Annotated in this window: 24 protein-coding genes and 1 tRNA gene; 16 read left to right on the top strand and 9 right to left on the bottom strand. The window is 40.2% G+C overall.

From position 1 onward, the window contains the following. The first annotated feature begins 60 nt into the window (after positions 1 to 60). From BUF13_RS15100 to BUF13_RS15085, 4 genes are all read left to right on the top strand, one after another. Positions 61 to 1,728, top strand: coding sequence for an alpha/beta fold hydrolase (locus BUF13_RS15100; protein ID WP_073572660.1), 1,668 nt, complete (start codon positions 61 to 63; stop codon positions 1,726 to 1,728). A gap of 130 nt (positions 1,729 to 1,858) precedes the next feature. Beyond that, entirely contained in the window at positions 1,859 to 2,194 is a 336-nt protein-coding gene (locus tag BUF13_RS15095; protein ID WP_073572659.1) for a hypothetical protein, read from the top strand. A 234-nt stretch (positions 2,195 to 2,428) separates the two neighbouring features. Continuing rightward, positions 2,429 to 3,493 carry a beta/gamma crystallin-related protein gene (locus tag BUF13_RS15090; RefSeq protein WP_166669841.1) on the top strand — a complete coding sequence of 355 codons (1,065 nt, stop codon included), beginning with the start codon at positions 2,429 to 2,431 and terminating at the stop codon, positions 3,491 to 3,493. A 407-nt stretch (positions 3,494 to 3,900) separates the two neighbouring features. Next, a complete protein-coding gene (locus BUF13_RS15085; protein ID WP_073572657.1) occupies positions 3,901 to 4,611 on the top strand; it encodes a hypothetical protein in 711 nt (236 codons plus the stop codon). A 149-nt stretch (positions 4,612 to 4,760) separates the two neighbouring features. Here BUF13_RS15085 and BUF13_RS15080 read toward each other — a convergent pair. Further along, positions 4,761 to 4,833 (bottom strand) — tRNA-Met (locus BUF13_RS15080). Positions 4,834 to 5,020: 187 nt separating this feature from the next. On the opposite strand from BUF13_RS15080, the gene era reads away from it, so the two are divergent. The 4 genes from era to BUF13_RS15060 all read left to right on the top strand — a co-directional run bounded on the left by era (position 5,021) and on the right by BUF13_RS15060 (position 8,204). Then, complete coding sequence (gene era / locus BUF13_RS15075) at positions 5,021 to 5,914, top strand: GTPase Era (RefSeq protein WP_073572656.1); 894 nt, start codon at positions 5,021 to 5,023, stop codon at positions 5,912 to 5,914. A gap of 1 nt (position 5,915) precedes the next feature. After that, a complete protein-coding gene (gene der, locus BUF13_RS15070) occupies positions 5,916 to 7,229 on the top strand; it encodes a ribosome biogenesis GTPase Der (protein ID WP_073572655.1) in 1,314 nt (437 codons plus the stop codon). A 76-nt stretch (positions 7,230 to 7,305) separates the two neighbouring features. Beyond that, the gene (locus BUF13_RS15065) at positions 7,306 to 7,515 is read left to right on the top strand and encodes a hypothetical protein (RefSeq protein ID WP_073572654.1); all 210 of its coding nucleotides are present in this window, start codon (positions 7,306 to 7,308) and stop codon (positions 7,513 to 7,515) included. 65 nt (positions 7,516 to 7,580) lie between these two features. Beyond that, positions 7,581 to 8,204 carry a SprT-like domain-containing protein gene (locus BUF13_RS15060; RefSeq protein WP_073572653.1) on the top strand — a complete coding sequence of 208 codons (624 nt, stop codon included), beginning with the start codon at positions 7,581 to 7,583 and terminating at the stop codon, positions 8,202 to 8,204. An 86-nt stretch (positions 8,205 to 8,290) separates the two neighbouring features. Here the strand turns inward: BUF13_RS15060 and scpB are convergent, their stop codons facing one another. Further along, positions 8,291 to 8,851, bottom strand: a complete 561-nt coding sequence (gene scpB / locus BUF13_RS15055; RefSeq protein ID WP_073572652.1) for an SMC-Scp complex subunit ScpB — start codon at positions 8,849 to 8,851, stop codon at positions 8,291 to 8,293. Positions 8,852 to 8,854: 3 nt separating this feature from the next. After that, on the bottom strand, positions 8,855 to 9,238 hold the full coding sequence (locus BUF13_RS15050; protein WP_073572651.1) for a TraR/DksA family transcriptional regulator: 384 nt from the start codon (positions 9,236 to 9,238) through the stop codon (positions 8,855 to 8,857). A gap of 178 nt (positions 9,239 to 9,416) precedes the next feature. Between BUF13_RS15050 and BUF13_RS15045 the strand changes: the two genes are divergently transcribed. Further along, entirely contained in the window at positions 9,417 to 10,484 is a 1,068-nt protein-coding gene (locus tag BUF13_RS15045; protein ID WP_073572650.1) for an isoaspartyl peptidase/L-asparaginase family protein, read from the top strand. A gap of 24 nt (positions 10,485 to 10,508) precedes the next feature. Here the strand turns inward: BUF13_RS15045 and BUF13_RS15040 are convergent, their stop codons facing one another. Both BUF13_RS15040 and BUF13_RS15035 read right to left on the bottom strand, forming a co-directional pair. After that, complete coding sequence (locus tag BUF13_RS15040) at positions 10,509 to 10,679, bottom strand: Clr5 domain-containing protein (RefSeq protein WP_083586475.1); 171 nt, start codon at positions 10,677 to 10,679, stop codon at positions 10,509 to 10,511. 69 nt (positions 10,680 to 10,748) lie between these two features. Continuing rightward, positions 10,749 to 13,250 carry a lamin tail domain-containing protein gene (locus BUF13_RS15035; protein WP_073572649.1) on the bottom strand — a complete coding sequence of 834 codons (2,502 nt, stop codon included), beginning with the start codon at positions 13,248 to 13,250 and terminating at the stop codon, positions 10,749 to 10,751. Between the two features lie 162 nt (positions 13,251 to 13,412). On the opposite strand from BUF13_RS15035, the gene BUF13_RS15030 reads away from it, so the two are divergent. The 3 genes from BUF13_RS15030 to tnpA all read left to right on the top strand — a co-directional run bounded on the left by BUF13_RS15030 (position 13,413) and on the right by tnpA (position 16,320). Beyond that, positions 13,413 to 14,402 (top strand): aspartate-semialdehyde dehydrogenase, encoded by a 990-nt coding sequence (locus BUF13_RS15030; RefSeq protein ID WP_073572648.1) that lies wholly within the window; start codon positions 13,413 to 13,415, stop codon positions 14,400 to 14,402. After that, positions 14,402 to 15,604: a class I SAM-dependent methyltransferase gene (locus tag BUF13_RS15025; RefSeq protein WP_073572647.1), complete on the top strand. Its 1,203-nt coding sequence runs from the start codon at positions 14,402 to 14,404 to the stop codon at positions 15,602 to 15,604. Before BUF13_RS15030 ends, BUF13_RS15025 begins: the two co-directional genes overlap by 1 nt. 254 nt (positions 15,605 to 15,858) lie before the next feature. Further along, positions 15,859 to 16,320, top strand: a complete 462-nt coding sequence (gene tnpA, locus BUF13_RS15020; RefSeq protein WP_073572646.1) for an IS200/IS605 family transposase — start codon at positions 15,859 to 15,861, stop codon at positions 16,318 to 16,320. Between the two features lie 13 nt (positions 16,321 to 16,333). On the opposite strand, the gene BUF13_RS15015 is transcribed toward tnpA, so the two are convergent. Genes BUF13_RS15015 through carB form a run of 3 tightly spaced genes read right to left on the bottom strand, consistent with a single transcriptional unit; the run spans position 16,334 to position 20,079 of the window. Beyond that, a complete protein-coding gene (locus tag BUF13_RS15015) occupies positions 16,334 to 16,942 on the bottom strand; it encodes an alpha-ketoglutarate-dependent dioxygenase AlkB family protein (RefSeq protein WP_073572645.1) in 609 nt (202 codons plus the stop codon). A gap of 28 nt (positions 16,943 to 16,970) precedes the next feature. Next, the gene (locus BUF13_RS15010) at positions 16,971 to 17,237 is read right to left on the bottom strand and encodes a DUF4834 family protein (RefSeq protein ID WP_073572644.1); all 267 of its coding nucleotides are present in this window, start codon (positions 17,235 to 17,237) and stop codon (positions 16,971 to 16,973) included. A 22-nt stretch (positions 17,238 to 17,259) separates the two neighbouring features. Beyond that, a complete protein-coding gene (gene carB / locus BUF13_RS15005) occupies positions 17,260 to 20,079 on the bottom strand; it encodes a carbamoyl-phosphate synthase large subunit (RefSeq protein ID WP_073572643.1) in 2,820 nt (939 codons plus the stop codon). 487 nt (positions 20,080 to 20,566) lie between these two features. Between carB and BUF13_RS14995 the strand changes: the two genes are divergently transcribed. From BUF13_RS14995 to BUF13_RS14980, 4 genes are read left to right on the top strand one after another with little or no spacing between them, the layout of a single operon-like run. Beyond that, positions 20,567 to 21,964, top strand: a complete 1,398-nt coding sequence (locus BUF13_RS14995) for a sodium:solute symporter family protein (RefSeq protein ID WP_073572641.1) — start codon at positions 20,567 to 20,569, stop codon at positions 21,962 to 21,964. 4 nt (positions 21,965 to 21,968) lie between these two features. Beyond that, positions 21,969 to 23,348 (top strand): glycoside hydrolase family 88 protein, encoded by a 1,380-nt coding sequence (locus BUF13_RS14990; RefSeq protein WP_073572640.1) that lies wholly within the window; start codon positions 21,969 to 21,971, stop codon positions 23,346 to 23,348. Next, positions 23,345 to 24,787, top strand: coding sequence for an oxidoreductase (locus BUF13_RS14985; protein ID WP_073572639.1), 1,443 nt, complete (start codon positions 23,345 to 23,347; stop codon positions 24,785 to 24,787). Before BUF13_RS14990 ends, BUF13_RS14985 begins: the two co-directional genes overlap by 4 nt. Continuing rightward, entirely contained in the window at positions 24,784 to 25,554 is a 771-nt protein-coding gene (locus tag BUF13_RS14980) for a 3-ketoacyl-ACP reductase (RefSeq protein ID WP_073572638.1), read from the top strand. The genes BUF13_RS14985 and BUF13_RS14980 overlap by 4 nt, the downstream gene beginning before the upstream one ends. Here BUF13_RS14980 and BUF13_RS14975 read toward each other — a convergent pair. After that, positions 25,551 to 25,856 (bottom strand): hypothetical protein, encoded by a 306-nt coding sequence (locus BUF13_RS14975; protein WP_073572637.1) that lies wholly within the window; start codon positions 25,854 to 25,856, stop codon positions 25,551 to 25,553. The two genes, BUF13_RS14980 and BUF13_RS14975, sit on opposite strands and share 4 nt — an antisense overlap. Between the last annotated feature and the right edge of the window lie 2 nt (positions 25,857 to 25,858).

Raw genomic sequence — 25,858 nt, 5'->3', positions numbered from 1 at the left:
TTTTAAGTAATTTAGAAGGTACCCCTTAAGTATTTTTTCTAATCTTTTTAATTGTTCTTTATGAAACCAAAAACGCTTTATGCTAAAAGTGGCAGTATCAATATTGCCTATCAAGTATTTGGCTCGGGTCCGATAGACTTGGTTTACATCCCTGGCTGGGTATCCAATATAGACTTGATGTGGGCATGCCCATCATTAGCTGAATTTTTAAAAGAATTGGCAAAAAATTGCCGGGTTATTCTTTTCGACAAAAGAGGAACGGGTCTTTCCGATAGGATCACTGAACTCTCCACATTGGAAGACAGAATGGATGATATTCGGGCTGTAATGGATGCAGTAGGCTCTGAAAAATCTGTACTTTTTGGCCACTCTGAAGGAGGGTCTGTTTCAGCCCTTTTTGCCGCTACCTTCCCTCATAGGACCATCTCATTGATCACTTTCGGAATATTTGCCAAAAGACGATATTCCAAAGATTACCCTTGGGCCCCTACAGATGAGGAAAGACAGAAAATCTATGATATGATCGAGAATAGCTGGGGAAGCGGTGAAATGAATCTAGAATCCCTTGCTCCCTCTCGAGCCAATGATCCCGAGTTTATGGATTGGCTAGCCCAGTATTTTAGATCAGGAGCAAGTCCAAGCGCTGCTATGGTATTGACAAAAATGAATACGCTGGTAGATATAGTGAATATTCTGGATACGATCAGAGTTCCGACTTTGATGATCCAGAGAAAACATGATATCGATGTCAAAATTGAAGAGGGAAGGTTTATTTCAAAGCGGATCAAGAATTCCACTTTTGTGGAACTAGAAGGCAGTGATCACCTTTTTTGGGCAGGGAATAGTCAGGAAATCCTGGATATTATGAAATCCTTTATCCTTAAAGCTGAGCAAAATGACTCCTCTGACGAAAAACTAACATGTTTCTTAGTAGCTAAAGTGTTGGACAAGAAGGATGGAATTATGGTTTTGCCAAAATCTTGCGAAGCAATCATCGGGAAATTTAAAGGGGTTGCGATTCACCAGAAAGAGAATGTATTGATTGCAACATTTGAAGGTCCAAGTAAAGCCGTTCATTGCGGTTTGGCATTGATGGAACTAATGAAACAAAATGGAAAAACCCTTGCGACTAGCATCCATATGATGGAAGCTTCAATTCGAGGTTCTATTTGGCAGGATCAGAAAACCAAAATTTGGATACATGAGATGCTCGATCAGGCATTACCCAATCAAATCTTGATTTCTGAAACTGTTAAAAACCTACTTTCAGGTGCAGGACTAAATATTCTTTCTACACTTTATTCATTGAGACCTGAAGGCTATCAATCTCAATCATTGTACAAAGTCAATGACCATATTACCTCCAAAACCAGTTCGGAAAACGAGAATTCCACACCTAAGTCCTGGAATGAATCCTTTCTAGAGGATGTGATTCAATGTATTGATGCCAATTTAGACAACGAGCTTTTCAGTCTAGAAACACTTTCTCGGGAGATGGCGGTCAGTGAGAGGCAACTTCAAAGAAAGCTGAAAGCAATCAGCAACAAATCGCCCAATCAATTGATTTCCTCCGTTAGATTACATCGGGCAAAAGAACTTTTACACACTCAGAAATATGGAGTTTCAGAAATTGCCTTTCAAACGGGATTCTCAAACCTCTCCTACTTTTCCAAGTGCTTCAAAAGGGAGTTTGGAATCAGTCCATCGACTTTGATCTCTCAATTTTGAGACGATAACGGAATTCAATACAGCCCATTTTTGGAGTTTGTCGCTTTTGTTCCAACATCTGTCGGAATATTGACAAGCCTTAAGAATGCATTCAAGCTAACTTGTTCCTACATTTTTAATATTTAAAATCATGGAAACAAGCCGAAAATCTAACATCGAGACCCCAAGGGAATTGATCAATTGGAGTAGATGGATGATAGGAATTAATTTTTCAGCCGGAACCGGCTGCGTGGTAGTTTTGAGAGATATCAAGTCCAGTGCTTCTAGTACTGTTTCATTCTGGCTTCTGACTGCTATTACTCTTTTTGCATTTACCATCCTCACTTCAATCATTTTTAACCTTATTCTATCTCTGGAAATCAAGGATGATTTCACCTTAAAAAAGAAGCATTGGATTCTTGGGGGCTTTCAGCTCGGACTATTTACTATGGCATTGTTTGCTTTACTGGCCTGGATTACAGCCTAAAAGTTACTTTACAATTAATGTCGGAATTGTTACACCATTTGTCGCAAACGTTCTAATAATTAAGACTTTACAGCACATACCTTTGTAAAGTCGCAATGATAAAACTCCAAATCCCGGGGCTTTTTACTTGGAGTTTTATTTGGCTTTTCCACTTGAGAAATGCTCAGACATTCTTTGAAACCTCAAAGATCAAATTTTCATTTTCATCTTTTTTCTAACCAAAATTCAATCACTATGGCTATTTCAGTTTTTGAACACGCACATTTTAAGGGTACAAAAGCTACCTATGACAAAGGCAGCTACATCACTATTCCAATCGGAAATGACAGAATCAGTTCCATCATTGTGGAACCAGGCTATTTTGCCTATTTCTATCTTCATACCGGTTTTCGTGGACCAAAGTTGGTCTTATTTGCTGGAGAGTATAATTATGTCCAGGATTGGAATGATAAAATCAGTTCCATGGAAATTTTTGAGCATGACCCAAACCTTTATCCGATCGTGAGCTTTTTTGAACATGACAATTTCCGCGGGTTCCAGCAAAATCTAGCAGGATTGGGAGAGGTTGCCAGTTATGACTTCCCTTTTCTGAAAAATGATAGTATCACTTCTATGATCGTACCGGAAGGTGCTAGGGTAATCCTTTTTGAAGATAAAAACCTAGGTGGTAAAAGTCGGGAATTTGGCCCCGGAGAATATTCTAATTTGGTGCATTTCGGGTTTCAGGACAATGCTTCCAGTGTACAGATTATTCGTCCAGATCTAGAGTTGGTGAATATCGAATATGTCAACGAAGTAGTACTTCCTGATGGCAATCCAATTGGGCTTTCTGATTCAACTGTGAACGATTCAGATATCGAGCAAGTAGGGACTCTAACTCTGGAACGAGAGATTACTAAATCAACTACGAGAAGCTTTAGCCAATCGACTTTGATAGGAATCACCGTTACGACCAGTGCTACTCTTAGTGTAGAGCGAGGTCCTGTTTCGGCAGAAATAGAAAACAGTGTTAGTAGAACATTGGAAAACACTTTCACTATTGGAGAAGAAGAAACGGCAAGTGAAACCAGTACTTTTACCAAATCAGTTGCAGTCAGAATACCTCCTTTTACTATAGGTGAAGCGACATTGTTTATGACGCCTAAGAAAGTCCGATTGGATGCAATCTATACTTTTAAATTAAAGGGGACCGAAAATCTATTCACACAGGAAGTCTCTATTGTTGTGGACGACTTCCAAGTTGGAGAGGCTAAAATTACATTGACGCCAATGGAAGTTTTGGAGCCAGAACAATCTTAATACAAAGAACAACACTATTAAAAGCCGACCCTAGGGTTGGCTTTTTAATTTCCAATGAAGGGAAATAAACCAAGTTTTCACCTCCATTATACCGGCCACATATTCAAAGAAAAAACTCTATCCAATTTGTATCACACAATTGTGTGATTTTCAAAAATCACTCTATAGGGTGTAGTATCCTCAATCGCCCCTTTGCAATTTTGACCTATCAAGATTGCTATTTCATTCTGATATAACTGTGATCAAAACTTCAATATCACATAGAGTACAAAGAGTGTCGAGAATTGGGGCTTTAAATAGAATAAAAATCCTTTCCTAATTAGTTAATTAGAGGCAATACAGAGTACCGGAGTCCTTTCATCAGCGATACTTTTTTAATCATTTCAAATTTTAAACAACCTTTTATTATGAAAGAGAACAACTTAAAATCGCGAAGAAATTTTATTGGGCTATTCGCCACCAGTGCCGTTGCTACTGGCATCAGTTTACTTCCAAACAGTCTTCAAGCTGAAATCAACTCTAATTCCTCACCTGACTTTGCTTTAAAAAATATGGGAGCTGGAGGCGCTGAATTGGATGAGGAAATCAAAAAAGTTGGCAAGAAAAAGCATCCAGTCTCTTATGACATTTCACAAGCCATTCCATGGGGATTTATTTGGTCCAATGTTTATTACATGACCAATGCTGAAACTGGAACTCCAGGGGAACAACTGGGCATATTCAATGTTCTTCGCCACCACGGGATGATCTTTGCCTTGAATGATGAAACAATTGCAAAGTACAAGCTAGGTGAATTTTTCGGCTACAATGATCCCATCACAAAACAACCGGCTTTGAAAAACCCCTATTATATCCCTGAAGATGGAGTATTTCCGCTTCCTGGATTGGCTGGCATCAAAGGTTTGCAGGACCAGGGAGCTGTTTTCTGTGTTTGTGATATGGCACGAAAAGTAAACTCCATGTTTGTAGCTCAGAAAATGGGACTGAACCAAGAAGATGTCTACAAAGACTTTGTTGCAGGAACCCTTCCGGGAATACTATCTGCACCATCTGGAGTTTGGGCTTTGGGACGACTGGCAGAAAATAAAATTGCCTATATCGATTCTAGTTTGGGATAAATAAGAACACCTTCTGAAGCGGGCTTGCTTCGGAAGGTGTTTTGATATTTTTTAAGTAAGGATTTGGAGAGATTTAGGTCTTTCGAAAATCACCTTTTACCAAAATTTGAATAAAATAAAAAAGGACACTATTTCTAGTGTCCTCGTAGTAGCGGGAACAGGACTCGAACCTGTGACCTTCGGGTTATGAGCCCGACGAGCTACCAACTGCTCCATCCCGCGATATGCCTTTGCTAAGATGAGTCCAACGAGCTACCTCCCGATAGCTATCGTGGATGCTCCATCCCGCGATATATTTTTAAGGAAAATTCCTTTATTTTTCTGTTTCGAACTGCCCTTCCGGCGAATTGTGATACAAAGGTAAGGACAAACTCTCAAAAATCAAGTACCTTTGTAAAAATTTTATAAAATGACTCAAAAATCTCACCAAGCAGGATTCGTAAATATCATAGGAAAGCCCAATGTGGGGAAGTCTACACTGATGAATATCCTTATAGGTGAGAGACTTTCGATAATTTCATCCAAAGCTCAGACCACCCGACACAGAATTTTGGGATTGATCAATTCTGACGACTACCAAATCGTTTTTTCTGACACTCCTGGAATGCTGAAGCCTCAATACGAGCTTCACAAGAGCATGATGACCTTCGTCAATCTTTCATTGGAAGATGCGGATATCATTCTTTTTGTGACTGATCTATATGAAACGGAAGCCGATATTGAGTCAATCATTGAGCGTATCAACAATTCTGGTATCCCAGTCATATTGGTAATCAACAAAATTGATTTGGCCAAAGAAGGGCAGCTGGAAGAAGTTACTAAATACTGGACTGATCGATTGAAATCAGATGCTATCATTCCAATCTCTGCTCAGGAAAAATTCAATACGGAGCGTATTCTGCAGGAAATTCTGGAAAGATTGCCAGAGCATCCCGCTTTTTACGACAAAGAGGAACTAACTGACCGTCCAGAGCGGTTCTTTGCCTCCGAGATCATTCGGGAGAAGATCTTTAAGAATTACAAAAAAGAAATCCCTTACAGCACAGAAGTAGGGATAGAAGAGTTTCATGAAAATAACCGCATCATCAGAATGAGAGCAACCATCTTCGTGGAAAGAAACAGCCAGAAAGGAATAATCATTGGCGAAAAAGGAAAAATGCTCAAAAAAGTGGGAATCGAAGCCCGCGAAGAACTGGAGGCCTTTTTTGGCAAACAGGTGCATTTGGAGACCTTCGTCAAAGTGGAACCTGACTGGAGAAAAAACAAACAGAAACTGAAAAAATTTGGGTACGACCCAACTTGATATGGCAAACATTGTAGCAATTGTAGGGAGACCTAACGTAGGGAAATCGACACTTTTCAACCGTTTGGTGGAAGAGCGAAAAGCGATTGAGGACAACATGAGCGGCGTGACGCGTGATCGTCACTATGGACATGCTCAGTGGTCTGGAAAGTTTTTCTCAGTGATCGATACGGGAGGATATGTGATTGGATCAGATGACATCTATGAAGCAGAAATCCGCAAGCAAGTAAAACTGGCTGTGGAAGAAGCTGACGTGATCCTGTTTGTAGTGGATTGCAATGATGGTTTGACAGATCTAGACCAGGAATTTGCAAACGAACTGAGAAGCACTGATAAACCGATTTATATCGTCGCCAATAAGGCAGACAATTTAGAAAAGTCTCTCATGGCGAATGAATTTTACGCTTTGGGAATAAGTAACTTTGAGATATTCCCGATCGCTGCCGTGAGTGGAAGTGGTACCGGTGAATTATTGGATGAGATGATTACTCACTTCGAAGATGAGGGGGATGAAGATCCAGACGCTGGAATTCCTAAAATATCCATCTTGGGAAGACCCAACGTAGGTAAGTCCTCTTACCTAAATGCACTTTTAGGTAAGGAAAGATCGATAGTAACCAACGAAGCAGGTACTACCAGAGATTCTATCCATACTAGATATAAGTTGTATGGCCAAGACTTTATCATTACCGATACAGCTGGAATCAGAAAGAAAGCCAAAGTCAAAGAAGACATTGAGTTTTATTCTGTGATGCGCTCCTTGAGAACATTGGAAGAATCTGATGTGATCATTGTAATGGTAGACGCATCAAGGGGCTTGGAATCTCAGGACATCAATTTGATTGCATTGGCTATCAAAAACAACAAGGGTGTCATGATTATGGTCAATAAGTGGGATTTGATCGAAAAAGATCACAAGACCATGAACAAGATCAAGGATGACATGATGGAAAGATTGGGTGAACATAAGTGGATTCCAATCATCTTTACATCTGTGACCGAGAAGCAAAGAATCTTCCAAGCGATCGAGTTGGCAGTGAAGGTCTATGAAAACAAAACGAGAAGAATTGCAACCTCTAAATTGAATGATGTCATGCTCGCAGAAATCGAGAGATACCCTCCGCCAGCATGGAAAGGAAAGTACATCAAAATCAAGTACGCAACTCAGTTGCCGACCAAAAATCCGGTCTTTGCATTCTTCTGTAATCTACCCCAATACATCAAAAGTCCATACACACGATTCCTGGAAAACAGACTGCGTGAAAACTTTGATTTTGAGGGAGTTCCGGTAAAAATTATTTATAAGAGTAAGTAAAAAAATATTTGAACTGCTATTGCAAAATTGGAAAAATTAGAAATACCTTTGCGTCGAATTAAGAAAACCACAAAAAATGAAAAAGGTATTTGCAATTTTCGCAATCGCAGGTCTAGCATTCACTGCTGCATGCGGAAACAAAGAAGTTAAAGAAGAGACTGTTGAGGTAGTTGAAATCGTTGAAGAAACTGCTACTGAAACTATTGAAGCTACTGAAGAAATTATCAAAGATACTACTGACTCTGTAGAGGTAGTTGTTGAAGAGGTAGTCGAAGAAGTTAAGTAATTCTTTACTTCCAAAAAATTTAAGAGTCCCGATCATTTCGGGACTCTTTTTTTGTACTTTTCACTATGGACAACTCGGATAAACTCCGCAAAATATTACAACCACAAGTCCCGGAACACAGCTTGGATTATTGCCTTGAGCTATGGACCAAAACTCCTTTTCATTTTAAAATCTCCAGAAGCCGAAAGACTAAACTTGGCGACTTTAGATATAGAAGAGATCAGTCTATCCAGACCATCACTATCAATAGCGATTTGAACCGCTTTCAATTTTTGATCACATTCATTCATGAGGTTGCTCACCTTCATACGTTTTTGAAATTTGGGTACAACATCCCCCCTCATGGAGCAGAATGGAAAAGCACTTTTCAGCAACTGATGCAGCCGATGCTGACTCCTTGGGTTTTCCCTAGAGACCTATTAATCCCACTTCAAAGACATATGAAAGCACCAAAAGCCAGTTCAGCAAGAGACTTGTTTTTGATGAAGGAGCTAAGCAAATACGACCCTGTCGAATTGGAAGACAACACTTGTTTCTTATCAGATTTGAAACCAGGGATTCAATTTGAACTTTCGGGAAGAATATTTAAAAAGGGAGAGACTCGAAGAACTCGAGTCCTCTGTGAAGAAGTAAATTCGGGGAGAAAATATCTTATAGCCCAACTGGCCAAAGTAAAAGCGATAGGTTAAGGTAATTTCTTTTTCGGCAGATTAAGTCTTGATTTTTCAGCACTATAATTTAACTTTTGTTTACTGCAATGGATGATTACCTACTATTACTCTCTTTCCTCCCCTATCTGGTTATCAGGCTGTGTAAAATCTTTGGGCTGCGGTAGGTCTTGAATGGAATTGATTCCAAAATACTCCATAAACTTTCCTGAGGTTCCGTACAAAAGTGGTCTACCGATGGATTCTGATTTGCCTTTAATTTCTACAAGCTCTTTTTCTAATAGCTTTTGAACGGAATAATCACAATTTACACCACGAATTTGTTCCAACTCCCCTTTGGTCACTGGCTGCTTATAAGCAATAATGGAAAGAGTCTCCATCTGCGCAGTTGAGAGTCTTTTTTGGCTTTGATGCTTTAATAAAATCGCAATACTTGGCTGGTAAGCTGGCTTTGTTAAAAATTGATAGCCTCCTCCCAAATGCTCCAAGGCAAAAGATGATTCCTCTTGCGCATATTTTTCCTGAAGCTCAGAGATCGCCTGATCAATATGCTCCATTGGCACATCCGCCTCAAACATTTCCGCAAGGCACTTTTGAATATCTCCCTTCGCTAATGGCTCAGGGTTACAAAAGATTAATGCCTCTATGTGCCGATGTAAGAAATCCAAAACTTATTTTTTAGCCAACTTTGCTTCGATGGAATGCATGGTATGAGGAACAGCTTTCAGACGCTCTTTAGAGATCAATTTACCGGTATCCACACAAACCCCATAAGTACCGTTTTTGATACGGATCAGTGCGTTTTCCAAATTGATTATAAACTTCTGCTGACGGGCTGCCAATTGACTCATACTTTCTCTTTCCAAAGTATCTGCTCCATCTTCTAGCAATTTGGAAGTAGAAGCCGTATTGTCTGTACCGCTATCATTCTTCTTGCTTAGCGTTTCTTTCAATGAGCTCAACTCCTCTTTTGCCACCGCAAGTTTTTGCAAGATGATCGCTTCAAATTCCTTTAATTCCTCTTGGGAATAAGCTGTTTTTCCTTCCTGGCTCATAGTAGTATTACTTAGTTGATAGTACTGGGACGATTATTTCTTTTAAAAGTTCCCTAAAATAAAATTACCACTTGGATTTACAAAGATTCCCAGACCCCGATCATCAAAAAAACAGAAATCTATTTTCTTACTCTCAAGAAAAATAAAGTATTTAGTCTGACGAATTTTACCGAATAATATGAAAACCAAAAGTTTACTATTTCTAACATTAGCTTGGACCTTATTTTCATGTAGTGTTAGCGTAGAGAAAAAAGAAGAAGTTCATGAGGCAAGCCCAAAAACGGAGTTTGCTTTAGCCATCCATGGAGGCGCAGGAACTATTAAAAGAGAAAATATGAGCCCTGAAAAAGAGGCTGAGTATAGAGCAAAGTTGAAAGAAGCCTTAGATGCTGGTTATTCTGTTTTAGAAAAAGGAGGCTCATCCTTAGACGCTGTAGTGGCAGCTGTGATGGTGATGGAAGATTCCCCGCTTTTTAATGCGGGCAAAGGTGCAGTTTTCACCAATGAAGGCAAAAATGAAATGGATGCTGCAATTATGAGTGGTGTCGATCGAAATGCTGGAGCAGTTGCGGGGTTAACCAATGTCAAAAACCCAATCACAGCAGCCAGAGCAGTGATGGAAAAATCTGTCCATGTATTTATGACTGGAAAAGGAGCCGAACAGTTCGCATCAGAACAAGAACTTGAGCTTGTAGCCCCTTCCTACTTCTACACAGACTTCCGATTTGAACAATTGGAAAAAGTAAGGGAAACCGAAAAGACCCAATTAGATCACAGTGCGCTTATGGAATTGGAGCTTCAGGACCCATTTTTCAAGGATAGAAAATTCGGGACCGTCGGTGCAGTAGCATTGGATAAAGACGGAAATATCGCCGCTGCCACTTCTACTGGCGGTATGACCAACAAGCGCTATGGGCGAGTTGGCGACGTTCCCATCATCGGAGCTGGAACCTATGCTGACAATGAAACTTGCGCTGTTTCCGCAACTGGCCATGGTGAGTTTTTTATCCGAACAGTTGTAGGACATGAAATCGCATCACAAATGCGCTATGCTGGCAAAAGCTTACCTGAAGCAGCAGATGATGTCGTCATGGGACAACTGGTGAAAATCAAGGGTTCTGGCGGAATAATATCGATTGACAAAAATGGAACGATCGCCATGCCTTTCAATTCTGAAGGAATGTATCGAGGTTTCCGAAAGGCAGGTGAAGATGCCCAGGTATTCATCTACAAAGACGAAAAATAATTCCTATAAAATCAGAAAAAGCCGTTATGCAACGGCTTTTTCATTGGTGACAATTTTCTCTAACCTCTTTTGAAGCACTGCCTCATCGGCATCTATTTTATATTTCAATTTGAGGTATTGAATCACTTCTTTCAAACTTTTCCCTTCTGTGAGGCAAAGCTTTTTGATGGCTGAATTGATAACTCCTGAGTCCATGGGTGTAAATGATTTACAAATCAAATTTACAGAATTTCCTATTTATTTTATTTTCCTATGTAAAATATTTTATAAGCGTTGAGCTACAACAATTGTTTTTTTAATCGAAATTTTCTCTCCTTCCAAATTAAACAACTCAACCAGAAGCACATAATACCCTGACCTCACCAATTTGCCATTTTGGTCTGTTCCAGTCCAAGTATATAAGCCCCTAGTAGCCAATAAATCATTTTCTGAAAGAGAACTAACCATCCTACCAGCCAAGTCATAGATTCGAAATGACCCAATCCATCCCGCTTGGTCAAGTTCGTAAGAAATTGTAGTGAAAGTCTGCCCATTACTGCCCTCCGGATCAAAGGCTTCAGGAGAAATTTGAATAATATTCCCTACCAATTCATTTTGAATAACCTGAGAATTCTTCCTACCCGGAGTAGCAAAGCCCTCACTTTCGGAAGCAGAATGCCAGTTTGGAATCCAATCTGCCGAAGAATCAAGAGACACTCTTTCTAATGAAACTCCTTTGGTATCTTGAAGCAGAGGGTGATGCAAGTCTTCAGAATAAGTAAAAGTCTCAGCAATACTAGCTCCCTGCATCAAAACTACGGTTCCCCCGCTAATTGGATAGCTCGGAAGTGAAGCTATTTCATGAAAATCCCCATCAATAGATTTAGGATAATCCATCTTTTCTCGGCTGGCATCTGTGGTGATTGCTAGGTATCCTTTTGGTGGCAGAATCAAACTACTTTCCGAAAGACCCCGAACCTGATTCACCTCTCCTAAATCATCCCAATTCGCCAGATTCCAGTTTTTAATCCCCAAGTATTTATCCGTAGCATTCACCAATTCCACAAACTTTGGACTTCCAGATTTGGGGTTAAAAAGTACCTCGTTAATCATCACCTCTCCGATTTTAGCTTCAGATGGCCGAATGATTTCAACTTCAGTTGTAGCAATAGAATTCCCCGAACAATCCAGAAGATCAGAAATGGAAAGCTTGACCAATTCATTTTCTGGAAAACCTTCCTGAAAACTGAAACTGATTTGATTTCTAATCAACCAAACAGAATCTATCCCCAAAAATGGAGAAAACTGGAATGAATCATTCAAACCCACCTCTTGGAGACTTTCAGAAAAAGTCAGGATTAAATTCCCTGTTTCACCAAATTCATATTGAATCAACTGTGGTGCTTCCAAATCAGGAGTTTCATCAAAAACTGAGTTGATTTTCCCAGGAGTTCCTCGCGAAGGATCAATGGAAGGCAAAAGAGAATCACTTTGATCGCATTGCAAAAATGGATTCTCCAACTCCAAACTGTAGCCTCCTCCACTCCACTCACTCCCTCCCCAAGTAGCCGTGGAATAATCTATTTGATCAACCAATTCCCCTTGATCATTCTTAATGCTGATTTGATCTCCGGAGTTTAAAAGTGTCGGCCAAGAATCGGGTCCAAGAACATTACCGTACACTTCCATTTCATTCCCTGAATTTTCAGATGTTAAAATCAAAAAGTCTCCTGGAGCTAGCCAATATTCAGGCAGAACAGCCTCATTTCTTGAGTTCGCCAAAGTCATTCCTCCCAATCGAAGAGGATATTCTCCAGCATGGAAAAGTTCGATATACTCGACATTGGGAAGATCATTTTCAGCTTTTGGAGCAGGCATGATTTCATTGATCACAAGCTCCTTCCATTGAATATTGGTTGGATCAGAAAACTCAAAAGTAAGCGTGGTATCCATTAAGAAATTTCCTTCCATATCTGGTATCTGTCTGACCTCGAGTTCATAGCTCTCTCCTATTTGCAATTCCTCCTCAAAAGTTAAATAGACCAAAGAATCCTCTTCCAGTTTGGCCTCCAAAGGTTCATTTTGATCCAGTTTGTAATTCAATTGAATTTGGGAGAAAACAGGATCTATGGGCTCTGAAAATGCAATTTCGATCTGATTAGAATCATAACCCCTCACCATTGACACCCTTGGAGGAGTGATGTCCTCCACCACATCACCAAAGAAAAAATCATCCATCAAGAACCGAGAGCAGGAGCCACTTCCCTCCCCATACTCGATTTCAAATTTGAGATAAACTTCAGTCTTCCCTTGAAGATTTTCTGGTACTTCAAATGTGAATTTCTTGAACTCTTGATCCTCATTAAAAAACTCATTCTCATTCCCTACTTGAACGCGATTTTCAAAGTTCCCTTCTAGATTTTCAGCCCAGGAAATAAAAACCTGAGCAGCCCGAGTGCCCAAACCATTCTTTATAGACTTAGCCCAAAACTGAACTTTTGGATCCAAATAATCAGAAGGAATCAATCGCACAATTACCTCCCCATCAAATGTAGATATGGGTTGGATAGCCAGACATTTGCTTTCCCCTATTCCTAAAGAACTAGATTGAAAAATCCGGGAGGAAGTAGACCTGACTTCATTTCCATACCAATTTGGAAGAAATGAATTTGGGATACTTTCAATTGAAAAGTCATTTTCAAAACTCTCCTGAAAGGGATTTTGAAGCGCCAAACTAGACCTGATCACAGGCAAAAAAGCAAGAACAAAAAGTAAAACTAACCTCATCAAAAACTTACAATTACTTTAACTAAAAATATAATATATTCTATTTCTTTGATAATTCAGCTAAAATCGAGTCAATTCATTAGAATTTTTCTCGGAATTGCCTGAAAATGAATAACAGTACCTTACTTTTGCACTCCAAATACATATAACCTATAAACCAAGATGAAATTAGCAGTGGTTGGAGCCACTGGTTTGGTGGGCTCCGAAATTCTCGAGGTGCTTGATGAGCACAACTTTCAGTATGATGAACTTCTATTGGTCGCTTCTGAGCGCTCTGTAGGAAAACAGATCGAGTATAAGGGTAAAAAACATACCGTTATTGGCCTGGCTGACGCGGTTGCTGCTAAACCGGAAATCGCCATCTTCTCTGCTGGCGGAAGTACATCTTTGGAGTGGGCACCAAAATTCGCTGAGGCTGGAACCACAGTCGTGGATAATTCTTCTGCATGGAGAATGGACCCAAGCAAGAAATTGGTTGTTCCGGAAATCAATGCAAAGGAACTTTCCAAAGAAGATAAAATCATCGCAAACCCTAACTGTTCTACCATTCAGATGGTATTGGCCTTGGAGCCCTTGAGAAACAAGTATGGGATCAAAAGAGTGGTAGTCTCTACTTATCAGTCTGTAACTGGAACTGGTAAGGCAGCTGTAGACCAAATGATGGCTGAGCGTGCCGGAGAAACACCTGAGATGGTTTACCCTCACAAAATTGACATGAACGTCCTTCCTCACATCGATGTATTCCAGCCAAATGGATACACTAAAGAGGAGATGAAAATGATCAATGAAACCAAGAAAATCTTCTCTGATGATACCATCCAAGTAACCGCAACAACCGTGAGAATCCCAACTATGGGAGGTCACTCAGAGGCAGTAAACGTGGAATTCAAAGAAGACTTTGATTTGGATACAGTGAAAAAATTACTTTCAGAGACTCCAGGAGTAGTCGTTCAGGATGATCCGGCAAATTTCGTTTACCCAATGCCAATCAATGCGCATAAAAAAGACGAAGTATTCGTGGGTCGTTTAAGAAGAGATGAGTCTCAAGAAAATACCTTGAACATGTGGATCGTAGCTGATAACTTGAGAAAAGGAGCAGCAACCAACGCAGTTCAAATCGCAGAATATCTAGTAGCCAACGAGTTGGTTTAATGGACTTCAGCGAGTTTCATAGCGCTGAATTCAGACAATTTGTGCAGGATCATCTTTGTGAAGATCCTGCACTTTTGCTTTTAAAGTTCGGAGGAAAAGTTTCATTCGATTTAAAGGAAGCAGTCCAACAGGTTTCTGCCAGACAAAAAGCTTCCAAAAAACTACCCGAATGGACTTCAAATCCCGAAATCCATTTCCCAGCAAGTATTTCTTTGGAACAGAGTTCATCGGAAGAGACCGCCAGATTTAAATCAAAAGGCCTTTCCGGCAAATTGATGATCGATCTTACAGGTGGCTTTGGTGTGGATTCTTTTTACCTCAGCAATGCCTTTGAAAAGGTCGTTTATTGCGAGCAGCAGGCTGAGCTTTTCCAAATCACAAAGTATAACCTTGAGCTGTTAGAACCCTTTGAGGGTTTGAGCGGGAAATTTGATTTTTTCAATGGAGATGGATTGGAATTCTTAAGGGGTTCTGACCTTCATTTTGACATGATCTATGCAGATCCTGCACGTCGTGGAAAAGGCAATCAAAAGCTATATAAAATTCAGGATTGCGAACCAGATTTGGTTTCATCTTGGGAATTTTTGAAATCAAAAGCTGATCAAATTCTTCTGAAATATTCCCCTATGTTGGATATTTCTCAAGCTTGGGAAGAACTTCCAGACATTCAAAAAATCACAGTTTTATCTGTTAAAAATGAGGTTAAGGAGTTACTGCTTCATTGGAGAAGAAACTCAGATTCAAGTTCTAAACAAATCCAAGTTCAAGATTTAGGTAATGGACTACCCGAGTTTTCATTTGAGATTGAAGATGAAACCAAAGCTATCTCACAAATTGGAGAGGCTGAAAAATATTTGATAGAGCCGATCAGTGGGATTTTAAAAGCTGGGGCTTTTAAACTTTTTGGAGAGCGGTTTGACTTGAAAAAGTTAGACACACATAGTCATCTTTATTCTTCTTCAGAATTACCTAGCGAAGTGCCGGGAAGAATTTTTGAGATTATTGAGGAAGTTCCTTTGAAAAAAGCCGAGATCAAATCTAGATTTCCCAAAGGAAAAGTCAATGTTTTATTTAGAAACTATGCCACTAAGCCAGAGAATTTTAAAAAGAAATTTGGTTTGAAAGACGGTGGAGAGGATTATTTGATCGGAACCAAAAGTCTAAGCGGATACAAGGTTTTTTGGTGTAAAAGGCTACAATAAGTTTCGTCCCTACGGGACTTTATTGCCTTATTCTAACTTCATTTCCTACCCGGCTATTGTCCTTACAGGACATTTTAATCAGTTTGAATTTTAGAACACCTACTAGCTGTTTGTTAAATGTGCCATAGGCACAAAAGCTTGTTAGTAATTCAAAAGGCGAAGGGTATAAAGTGCCGTAGGCACGACAATTGGCCCAATCAATAAGCAATTTCGCAGAACATTAACTATATTAATAATATTCGAAAATTTATCTGATGGCTAACACCTATACTCAAATTCATCTCCATGTGATTTTTGCAACCAAATTCCGAAAAGCAGCTATTTCTCCACAATGGGAAAAAAGACTTTATGAATACTTGATAGCCATTTTCCACAACCATGGACATCGAGTATTAGCAATAAATGGAATGCCTGATCATATTCACATTTTGTTCGGCATGAGACCAATTCAATCCCTAAGTGATTTGATAAAAAATGTAAAATCTTCCTCTAGCAAATGGATTAATGAAAACCGGTTGAGTAGTTTTCATTTTGAATGGCAAGAAGGGTTTTCAGCATTTTCTTACTCTAAATCTCAATTACCCAAAGTAATCCAGTATATAGAGAACCAAAAAAATCATCATTTGAAGACTCCTTTTACTGAAGAATACACTAAAATCCTAAATGATCTAGGCGTGGAATACGATCCAAAATACATTTTTAAGAAACCACAATAAATTGACAATCATTCTACCCCACAATCGTCCGAAACGTCAGATTCACCCTCGGTGAGGAAATTTTCTTGGTTGGTGGCAACCTATGTAACCAATAGGTTTGAGTTTCCCCTTTCATCACCAGCAAGCTCCCATGTTCCAAGATTAACTCGACTTTCTCCTTACTTTCTTTATGCTTGAAGGCAAACTTTCTTTCTGCTCCAAAGCTGACAGAAGCAATGGCACCATCTTTTTTGAGGTCAGTTTCTCCATCGCTATGCCAAGCCATTCCTTCTTCTCCGGTATGATAAAGATTGAGCAAACAAGAATTAAAAGTCTCGCCACTTTCCTCCTCGATTAACGACTTTAATTTGAGCAATTCCAGAGTCCAAGGAAGCGCTCTTTTTGTCGTATTGGAATAAGTATATTCAAAAGGCTTGTCACCATACCAGGCCACTTTTCTCTTGGTGATGATTTTCTTTCCAAAAATTACCGCCTCATCATTCTTCCAATCTATCGTATCCAAAAGGTTCTTAAGGCAGAAATTAGCCTCTTCCCAAGACATCAGTTTGCCATGATAATTGACGACCCCATCATAAGGAAGCCAATTCTTATTTTTATCTATTTCTTTTGGAAAAAGCTCCATAATCATCCTAAATAAAAAAAGTGAAGGATTAATCCTTCACTTCTTCATAGTCTATATATTCACCGCCTTGGATATCTTTTTTCTTTTTGGCGTTATGGGCATCTGGAACAAAGTCCACATTGACATCTTCCTTAGGCCTGGATTGAGCTTGCTGTGCCCTTCTTTGCTCTTTCTCTACCTCTGCAACCTGTTGAGCAAATCTTGCCAACTTCGATCTCAGAAAGTATCTAAGCAACTGACCTAGCAACCATCCAATTCCTAAAAGAATAACGACAAATTTTAATAAACCACCCATTAATATATTTTTTGATTAGAGATTATCTACTCAAATACAAGTTTCGCTCTGAGTAGATTTTCAAGAAATAATCATCCATTAGGTCATCGATAAAGTAAATCGCTTCCCCAGTAGACTTCATTTCTGGCCCGAGTTCTTTATTCACATTCGGGAATTTGTGGAAGGAGAATACAGGCTCTTTAATTGCATAACCCTTTTTCACCGGATTGAATTCAAAATCGGTTACTTTTTTCTCTCCTAGCATCACCTTCGTCGCATAGTTTACATACGGTTCTTGGTAGGCTTTGCAGATAAATGGTACGGTTCTCGATGCTCTTGGGTTCGCTTCGATCACATAAACTTTATCATTTTTGATAGCAAACTGAATGTTAATCAAACCTACAGTTTTCAATGCCAAGGCAATTTTTTCAGTATAAGTCTCAATCTGACGGATCACCAAATCACCCAAGTTGTATGGGGGAAGTACCGCATAAGAGTCTCCAGAGTGGATACCTGCAGGCTCGATATGCTGCATGATACCGATGATGTAAACATTTTCACCGTCACAGATTGCATCAGCTTCTGCTTCAATCGCACCTTCTAAGAAGTGATCCAAAAGAATCTCATTATTTGGAATATCGTGCAGTACATTCACCACATGTTCTTCCAATTCTTTCTCATTGATCACAATCTTCATCCCTTGACCACCCAATACGTAGCTTGGACGAACTAGAAGTGGGAATCCGATAGTTTTGCAAAGCTCAAGAGCTTCGTCAGTATTGTGAATTGTACCAAACTCAGGGTAAGGCACATTATTTTCTTTCAAAAGAGTTGAGAACAAACCTCTATCTTCCGCCAAGTCCAAAGCTTCAAAGCTGGTACCAATAATCTTGATTCCGTATTTCTCTAGCTTTTCAGCCAATTTCAAAGCAGTCTGACCTCCAAGCTGAACGATCACACCTTCTGGCTTCTCATGAAGGATGATTTCATAGATATGCTCCCAGAAAACAGGCTCGAAGTACAACTTGTCTGCAACGTCAAAGTCAGTAGAAACTGTCTCTGGGTTACAGTTGATCATGATGGTCTCATAACCGCACTCTTTGGCAGCCAAGACACCATGAACGCATGAGTAGTCAAATTCAATCCCCTGACCTACTCGGTTAGGTCCTGAACCTAGTACTACAATTTTCTTCTTGTCCGTTTTGGTTGACTCATTTTCTTCTCCGAAAGAAGAGTAATAATATGGAGTTTGAGCTTCAAATTCAGCTGCACAAGTATCTACCAACTTGTACACACGTTTGATACCCATCTCGTCATATCTTTTGTTGAAGACTTCACTCTCAAGACATCCTAACAAATGTGCAATCTGTCTGTCAGCGTAGCCTTTTTTCTTAGCTGTATCCATCACATCGAATGGAATATTTTCGATCGAATATTTTTCGATTTCAGCTTCGAAATGGATCAAATCCTCGATTTGCTTTAAGAACCACTTGTCGATTTTGGTCAAATCGTGGATAGTTCTGAAAGAAACTCCCAATTTGAAGGCATCATAAACGTGGAACAATCTGTTCCAGCTTGGATTAGCCAAAGAATAAAGAATCTGGGCTTGATCTCTCAATTCTTTGCCGTCAGCACCTAAACCATTTCTTTTGATTTCTAGAGACTGACAAGCTTTTTGAAGAGCTTCTTGGAAGTTTCTTCCGATACCCATCACTTCTCCTACTGCTTTCATAGAAAGTCCCAATCGTCTGTCAGAACCTTTGAATTTGTCAAAGTTCCAACGAGGGATTTTCACGATAACGTAGTCAATTGAAGGCTCGAAGTAAGCAGAAGTAGTTCCTGTAATTGAGTTGGACAATTCGTCCAAGTTATATCCGATTGCCAATTTAGCGGCAACTTTTGCAATTGGATAACCTGTAGCTTTGGAAGCCAAGGCTGAAGATCTGGAAACACGTGGATTGATTTCGATACCGATGATCTCCTGATTGTCAGGGCTTACAGCAAACTGTACGTTACATCCACCTGCAAAATTGCCGATGCTGTTCATCATTGTAATCGCATAGTTTCTCATTCTTTGATAAACTGTATCAGGAAGAGTCATCGCTGGAGCTACTGTGATGGAGTCACCTGTGTGAACACCCATCGGATCGAAGTTCTCGATAGAACAGATTACGATCATGTTCCCGATGTTATCGCGCATTACCTCAAGCTCATATTCTTTCCATCCAAGGATACTTTGCTCGATCAAAACTTCATGAACCGGTGAAGCTTGCAAACCTGCGCTCAAGTATTTTTCGAAATCCTCTGGTTTTTCCACAAAAGCTCCACCAGCACCACCTAATGTATAGGAAGCTCTGATGATCAATGGGAACCCGATTTCCTGTGCAATTTCTTTTCCTTGAAGGAAGGATGTAGCTGTAGATCCTTTACATACACCTACTCCGATCTTTTCCATCAAAACCTTGAATTTTTCGCGATCCTCAGCTGTGTCGATCGCATCGATATCAACGCCGATCATTTTCACACCGAAGTGATTCCAAATCCCGGCTTTTTCACAATCGATCGCCAAGTTCAAGGCAGTCTGTCCTCCCATGGTAGGAAGAACCGCATCGATATCCGGATGCTCAGTTAGAATTTTTTTGATGGATTTCTTGTCCAGCGGGAGCAAATACACATTATCTGCAGTCACTGGATCGGTCATGATCGTTGCTGGGTTGGAGTTGATCAGGGTTACGGTGATACCTTCTTCGCGAAGTGACCTGGAAGCCTGAGATCCTGAATAGTCAAACTCGCAAGCTTGACCGATTACGATGGGACCTGAACCAATGATTAGTACGTGCTTGATGCTACTGTCTTTAGGCATTAGAGAGGGAGATTGTAGAGATAATTTTACTTAAGTCCAAATTGGGCCAAAATTAGAAAATTATTCGGAAGGGGCATTGGAAAATTCGATTTAAATCGGGTTTTCATCCAAAATAAGCTCAAAATACAAATCTTATTTCTCTGAAATGGATTCCGTAAACTTCCCAACCACTCAGCCTCTTCAAAGTGATACTAATAAAGATAATTGCTATTTTGATGACCCAGTAAAATAAACATCACTCTTTTTTATTTGATTTAGAAAATTCTATTGAAAAACCCATGAAACCCAAAACCTGGAATTTATTATGGATAAGTGTTCTTGTCCTTACCCTCATTTCATTCATTTTTCTGTTTAAAGAAGACAAACTCAACCCGCAATTGTTTGGAATCCCATACATTTTCTGGATTGGCTTTTTAGTTACATGTCTGATTGTAGCCGCCACCTTCATTGCTTCAAAGGTTTTTCCATACCAAGAGACTAAGAAATCATGACAGGCTGGCTTATTGCTTTTTTCGGATTGTTTTTACTCTCCCTTGCTTACGCTTCTTATAAATCCTTTCAGAAAAACAGAACTTCGGACGATTTCATGTTGGCAGGATCCAATATCGGGTCGATTTTAGGTTTCTTGACTTTCTCTGCGGCCTTATTTAGCGCCTTTACATTTATGGGAATGCCGGATTTCTTCAGAACTCATGGTGTGGGTGCCTGGATATTCTTGGGACTTTCAGATGCTTTGATGGTGTTTTTCATCGTATGGTTCGGATACAAATTAAGAAGTAGAGCCAATGAAGTCGGCTATCAAGGTGTGGCTGGCTTCGTGCAGAAATGCTATCAAAATAAGTATGCCGGCATTTTGCTTTTTGTCAGCAGCTTTCTTTTCCTTATTCCATATGTAGCCATTCAAATTCGAGGGATCTCCATTTTCTTAGAAGCTGCATTTCCTGGTTTGCTTCCATTTTGGGCTTGGGCTTCCATGCTTGTTGGCATCATGCTTATCTATTCTGAAATAGGAGGCTTGAAAGCCATTATGTATAGTGACGCCATACAAGGAGTGATCTTGTTAGTGGTTATCTGGATTATTGGAGCTACTTGTTTGAGTCTAGCAGGAGGATTAGAAACTGCCACTCAGAAAATCATGGAAACCAATCCTGATCTAACCATTCTACCTGGGCCTAAAGGCTTATTCACCACACCATTTCTAATAGCTTCTTCCATAGCTATTGTTATGATTCCAGTTACTCAGCCTCAGTTCACCACTCGGTTGGTTGTGATGAAAAGTCTTAAATCCGTCCATAGAATGGCTTATGCCGTAGGACTTTTTGCCATTTTGGTGATTCTGCCGACTGCATTTATCGGATTGTATGGCGCCATCAAATATCCCGATGCAAGCACTTCAGACTTTCTCTCCGGAGCCCTGATGTATGACCAAGCTGTTCCTGTAGCTGCTTTGGCTGTTGTGGGGTTATTTGCTGCCTGTCTTTCTACCACCAATGCGCAAATATTTGCTTTGGGAACAGAATTAAGATCACTTCTCAAAGGAGATGATAAAAGAACGATGAGGATCACCAAGGTTTCCATTTTCTTGTTTTCAATCATCGTTTTGGTTTTCTCCACCTATATGAGTGATCAATTGGTCTTATTGGCCAGGGTTAGCTTCGCAGGCACATCCATGGTGGCCCCAGTGGTCTTGGGAGCCGTAGTTTTCAAAAACCCTCCTAAATCATTAATGATTCTATCTTCATTCGCTTTGGCCTACTTTATCTTATCTTTATTAAGCTGGGTACCCAATCAAATCGGGGGCTATCCACTTGACTTTGTTCTTTACGGAATCATGATCATAGCCACGGCAACTATTTTTATAACCCATTCAAAGAAATCACAATAAACCTATGATACTTACCAATGCTATTTCACCATCAGACTTATCTGATTCCCTTGAGGAGTTCTGGAAACTCTCCGGTGAAAAAGTTCTCGCGATAGAAAAGAATTTTGATCCTAAAAACGGTGCTCCTGTATTCACTGAAAAAGGAAAATATGTAACCAGAGGCTGGACTGAGTGGACCCAAGGCTTTCAATATGGTTCTGCCATTCTGCAGTTTGATGCTACGGGGGATGAGCAATTTCTGGAGATAGGCAGAAAAAATACTGTTGAAAAAATGGCTCCTCATCTTACACATATCGGAGTTCATGATCATGGTTTCAACAATGTGAGTACTTATGGAAATTTGCTGAGGCTAATCAATGAAAACAAAATCAGTGCTTCTGACTGGGAAAAAGACTTTTATAAGCTTGCCCTTAAAATCAGTGGAGCAGTTCAAGCGACACGCTGGTCCAAAACCCAAGAAGGCGGATACATCTATTCATTCAATGGGCCACATTCTCTTTTTGTAGACACGATACGCTCTTGCAGGGCTTTGGTGGTTTCCCATGGTTTGGGACATGTGCTGCAGGGTGAAAACGACAAGAAAATCTCCTTGATCCAGCGAGCGGTACAGCATATTCGCAGTACCATGCGCTATTCCATTTATATGGGAAATGGTCGAGACAGTTATGATATTGCTGGCCGAACGGCCCATGAAATCATTTTCAATACCAATGATGGAAATTACCGCTGTCCAAATTCGCAGCAGGGATATACTGGCTTTAGTACCTGGACTCGAGGCCTAGCTTGGGCTATTTGTGGACTGGGTGAAACTTTGGAAATTCTGGACGAATTGGAGGAAAAGGATTACGAGCCGATCATTACTAAATCGGTTTTTGAAAAGGAAATGAAAGAGGCAGCAATCGCCACTGCGAACTTCTATCTGGAAAATACACCAACCGATGGGATTCCTTATTGGGATACAGGAGCTCCAAATCTGTATAAAATGGGAGACTATCTCCAAAGACAATCAGAGCCATATAATTCCTATGAACCTATTGATTCATCTGCCGCTTGTATTGCCGCTCAAGGACTTATCAGAATTGGGAATTGGCTAAAAATAAAAGGAGAAGCAAATGGTGACAAATATATTCAAGCAGGATTGCTAGTTGCGAAGGCACTTTTCCAAAAACCTTACATTTCCGAAAATCCAAACCATGAAGGCTTGATCCTACATTCTATTTACCATGAACCAAATGGCTGGGATTACAAACCCGATCCAAAATTAGTAGCTCATGGAGAATCAAGCATGTGGGGAGATTATCATGCGCGAGAGCTTGCACTATTGATCCAAAGGATTGCAAAGGGTGAAAAATATTACAGCTTTTATAACTGCGTCAAATCATGAGCGGAAAGTATAAACCGGAATATCCCAGAGTCGCTCAGTTGAAATCAGCTGAACAATTCGAGGCTCATCTGGAAAAAGAAGGAATCGAAATGCCTTTTGATGCGGAATTAAAAGAGGCAAATGATTCACCATATTCTACTTCACATCAACTCCGATCTGGTTCAACCATTGGAAATGCTTTCTGCATTTTACCTATGGAAGGCTGGGACGGCACAACGGACGGAAGACCAACAGAATTCACGAAAAGAAGGTGGAAGAATTTTGCAATTAGTGGCGCCAAATTGCTTTGGGGCTGTGAAGCAGTGGCTGTTTGCCGAGAAGGAAGAGCCAATCCGAATCAGTTAATGATCAATAAGGATACTTTTCAGGAATTCGTAGATCTTTTCCAAATGATTCAATTGGAGCATAAAGTTGCTTTCGGATCCACTGAAGGTCTACTTACAGGACTTCAGCTCACACATTCAGGAAGGTTTTGCAAGCCATTTGATAAAAAGAAGATGGAACCTAAAATCCTTTATTCTCACCCGGTATTGAATGGCAAATTCGGATTAGCAGAAGATTATCCTCTTTTGACGGACGCCGAAATTGAAGACATTATCCAAAAATATATTGATGCGGCAGTTTTGGCACAAAAGGCCGGCTTTCAGTTTGTGGACATCAAGCATTGCCATGGGTATTTAGGACATGAATTCCTAAGTTCCTATGATCGAGAAGGTAAATATGGTGGCAGTTTTGAAAACAGAAGCCGATTTTTAAAAGAGATTGTTTCTGGAATTAGAGAGGCTGCTCCTGGATTAGAGATTGGTGTAAGACTTAGCACTTTTGATTGGGTTCCATTCAAACCTGGCGAAGATTCCAAAGGAGTCCCAGCAAAGGACTCTCCTTACAAATATGCTTTTGGAGGAGATGAAAGCGGCATCAAAGAGAACTTATCTGAAACCTTTCAGTTTTTAGAACTTTTGAGAGTGCTAGATATAGAGTTACTCTGTACCACAGCAGGTAGCCCCTATTACAATCCCCATATTCAAAGACCTGCGATTTTCCCTCCTTCCGATGGATATTTACCCCCGGAAGATCCTTTGCAAGGTGTAGCCCGCCAAATCCATGTGGCAGGCGAATTGAAAAAAGCATTCCCAGAGTTTTATGTGGTCGGATCTGCCTATTCCTATTTGCAGGAATGGCTTCCCAATGTCGGACAGGCTGTTCTGGACCAAGGTTTGGCAGATTCGATCGGTTTGGGAAGAATGGTCTTGAGTTATCCGGACCTGCCAGCTGATGTCCTTAGCGGAAATGTGATGAAAAGAGCGAAGATATGCCGAACCTTTTCAGATTGTACTACAGCCCCTAGAAATGGAATGATTTCAGGGTGTTTCCCTCTGGATCCATTCTATAAAAAGATGCCAATTCACGAGGATTTAAAGAAAATCAAAGAGTCATGAGCAAAGTAGCATTCATCACTGGAGGGACCCGGGGAATCGGCTTAGGAATCGCTAAACCTTTGGCGCAAAAAGGCTTTGATTTGGCTTTGAATGGCATGCGGGACAAAGATTCAGTTTTACCTGTCTTGGAGGAATTAGAAAAATATGGAATCCAGGCAGAATACTTTCAGGGGAATATTGGAAGTAAGGAAGATAGGTCTCGAATCTTAGAAGGGATTCTTGAAAAATTCGGCAAAATCAATGTTTTGGTCAATAATGCAGGAGTAGCGCCAAAAGTCAGAGCAGATATTCTGGATGTCGTAGAAGAAGACTTTGATTACGTGATAGACACTAATATGAAAGGAACATTTTTCCTCAGTCAGGCAGTCGCAAAGTCAATGATCAAATCTAAAGAGAAAAACCCTGAGGATTTCTTCACAATCATAACTATTACCTCCATCTCTGCTGTTTTAGCCTCCACCAATCGAGTAGCTTATTGCATGTCAAAATCGGGACTCTCAATGATGAATCAGACTTTTGCTGTGAGATTAGCTGAATACGACATCCCTGTATTTGAAGTGAGACCTGGAATCATCGAAACTGACATGACTGCTGGAGTCAAAGAAAAATATGAAGCCCAAATCGCCAATGGCTTGACCTTGGAGCCAAGAATGGGAAAACCGGAAGATATTGGAAAAACTGTAGCAGCTTTGGCTGAAGGAACTTTGACTTATGGCACAGGTCAAATCATCACTCTGGATGGAGGAATGACGGTTGGGAGACTTTAATCTCGACTCATATTCCAAAAAAGAAAAGCAAGAGTAGCCAACACAAGAACTCCAATTAAGACAACGGCACCCAAAAGATATTTTTTGCGTTGTTGCTCTTCATCAGGAGTAACATCTCTGATTTGACCTTTCTTTTTCGCCTCCTCTTCCATAGCAACTCCGATCGGTAATCCAATGGCAATGCCCACTCCTATGTAGGCAAAACTTCCTAATGCTGTACTCATGGCAACTCCAATTGGCAAACCAATTAGCATCCCCATCATGATGTAATAACCTTTAGGCTTCTTTTCAGTTTCTGACATTT

This window comes from Algoriphagus zhangzhouensis (genome assembly GCF_900148515.1).
Classification (GTDB): Bacteria; Bacteroidota; Bacteroidia; order Cytophagales; family Cyclobacteriaceae; genus Algoriphagus; species Algoriphagus zhangzhouensis.
This window is presented reverse-complemented; position numbering and strand designations above follow the sequence as displayed.

Coding starts and splice junctions, on each gene's coding strand:
- BUF13_RS15100 (WP_073572660.1), top strand. CDS start 61: ATGAAACCAAAAACGCTTTATGCTAAAAGTGGCAGTATCAATATTGCC.
- BUF13_RS15095 (WP_073572659.1), top strand. CDS start 1,859: ATGGAAACAAGCCGAAAATCTAACATCGAGACCCCAAGGGAATTGATC.
- BUF13_RS15090 (WP_166669841.1), top strand. CDS start 2,429: ATGGCTATTTCAGTTTTTGAACACGCACATTTTAAGGGTACAAAAGCT.
- BUF13_RS15085 (WP_073572657.1), top strand. CDS start 3,901: ATGAAAGAGAACAACTTAAAATCGCGAAGAAATTTTATTGGGCTATTC.
- era (WP_073572656.1), top strand. CDS start 5,021: ATGACTCAAAAATCTCACCAAGCAGGATTCGTAAATATCATAGGAAAG.
- der (WP_073572655.1), top strand. CDS start 5,916: ATGGCAAACATTGTAGCAATTGTAGGGAGACCTAACGTAGGGAAATCG.
- BUF13_RS15065 (WP_073572654.1), top strand. CDS start 7,306: ATGAAAAAGGTATTTGCAATTTTCGCAATCGCAGGTCTAGCATTCACT.
- BUF13_RS15060 (WP_073572653.1), top strand. CDS start 7,581: ATGGACAACTCGGATAAACTCCGCAAAATATTACAACCACAAGTCCCG.
- BUF13_RS15050 (WP_073572651.1), bottom strand. CDS start 9,238: ATGAGCCAGGAAGGAAAAACAGCTTATTCCCAAGAGGAATTAAAGGAA.
- BUF13_RS15045 (WP_073572650.1), top strand. CDS start 9,417: ATGAAAACCAAAAGTTTACTATTTCTAACATTAGCTTGGACCTTATTT.
- BUF13_RS15040 (WP_083586475.1), bottom strand. CDS start 10,679: ATGGACTCAGGAGTTATCAATTCAGCCATCAAAAAGCTTTGCCTCACA.
- BUF13_RS15035 (WP_073572649.1), bottom strand. CDS start 13,250: ATGAGGTTAGTTTTACTTTTTGTTCTTGCTTTTTTGCCTGTGATCAGG.
- BUF13_RS15030 (WP_073572648.1), top strand. CDS start 13,413: ATGAAATTAGCAGTGGTTGGAGCCACTGGTTTGGTGGGCTCCGAAATT.
- BUF13_RS15025 (WP_073572647.1), top strand. CDS start 14,402: ATGGACTTCAGCGAGTTTCATAGCGCTGAATTCAGACAATTTGTGCAG.
- tnpA (WP_073572646.1), top strand. CDS start 15,859: ATGGCTAACACCTATACTCAAATTCATCTCCATGTGATTTTTGCAACC.
- BUF13_RS15015 (WP_073572645.1), bottom strand. CDS start 16,942: ATGGAGCTTTTTCCAAAAGAAATAGATAAAAATAAGAATTGGCTTCCT.
- BUF13_RS15010 (WP_073572644.1), bottom strand. CDS start 17,237: ATGGGTGGTTTATTAAAATTTGTCGTTATTCTTTTAGGAATTGGATGG.
- carB (WP_073572643.1), bottom strand. CDS start 20,079: ATGCCTAAAGACAGTAGCATCAAGCACGTACTAATCATTGGTTCAGGT.
- BUF13_RS14995 (WP_073572641.1), top strand. CDS start 20,567: ATGACAGGCTGGCTTATTGCTTTTTTCGGATTGTTTTTACTCTCCCTT.
- BUF13_RS14990 (WP_073572640.1), top strand. CDS start 21,969: ATGATACTTACCAATGCTATTTCACCATCAGACTTATCTGATTCCCTT.
- BUF13_RS14985 (WP_073572639.1), top strand. CDS start 23,345: ATGAGCGGAAAGTATAAACCGGAATATCCCAGAGTCGCTCAGTTGAAA.
- BUF13_RS14980 (WP_073572638.1), top strand. CDS start 24,784: ATGAGCAAAGTAGCATTCATCACTGGAGGGACCCGGGGAATCGGCTTA.
- BUF13_RS14975 (WP_073572637.1), bottom strand. CDS start 25,856: ATGTCAGAAACTGAAAAGAAGCCTAAAGGTTATTACATCATGATGGGG.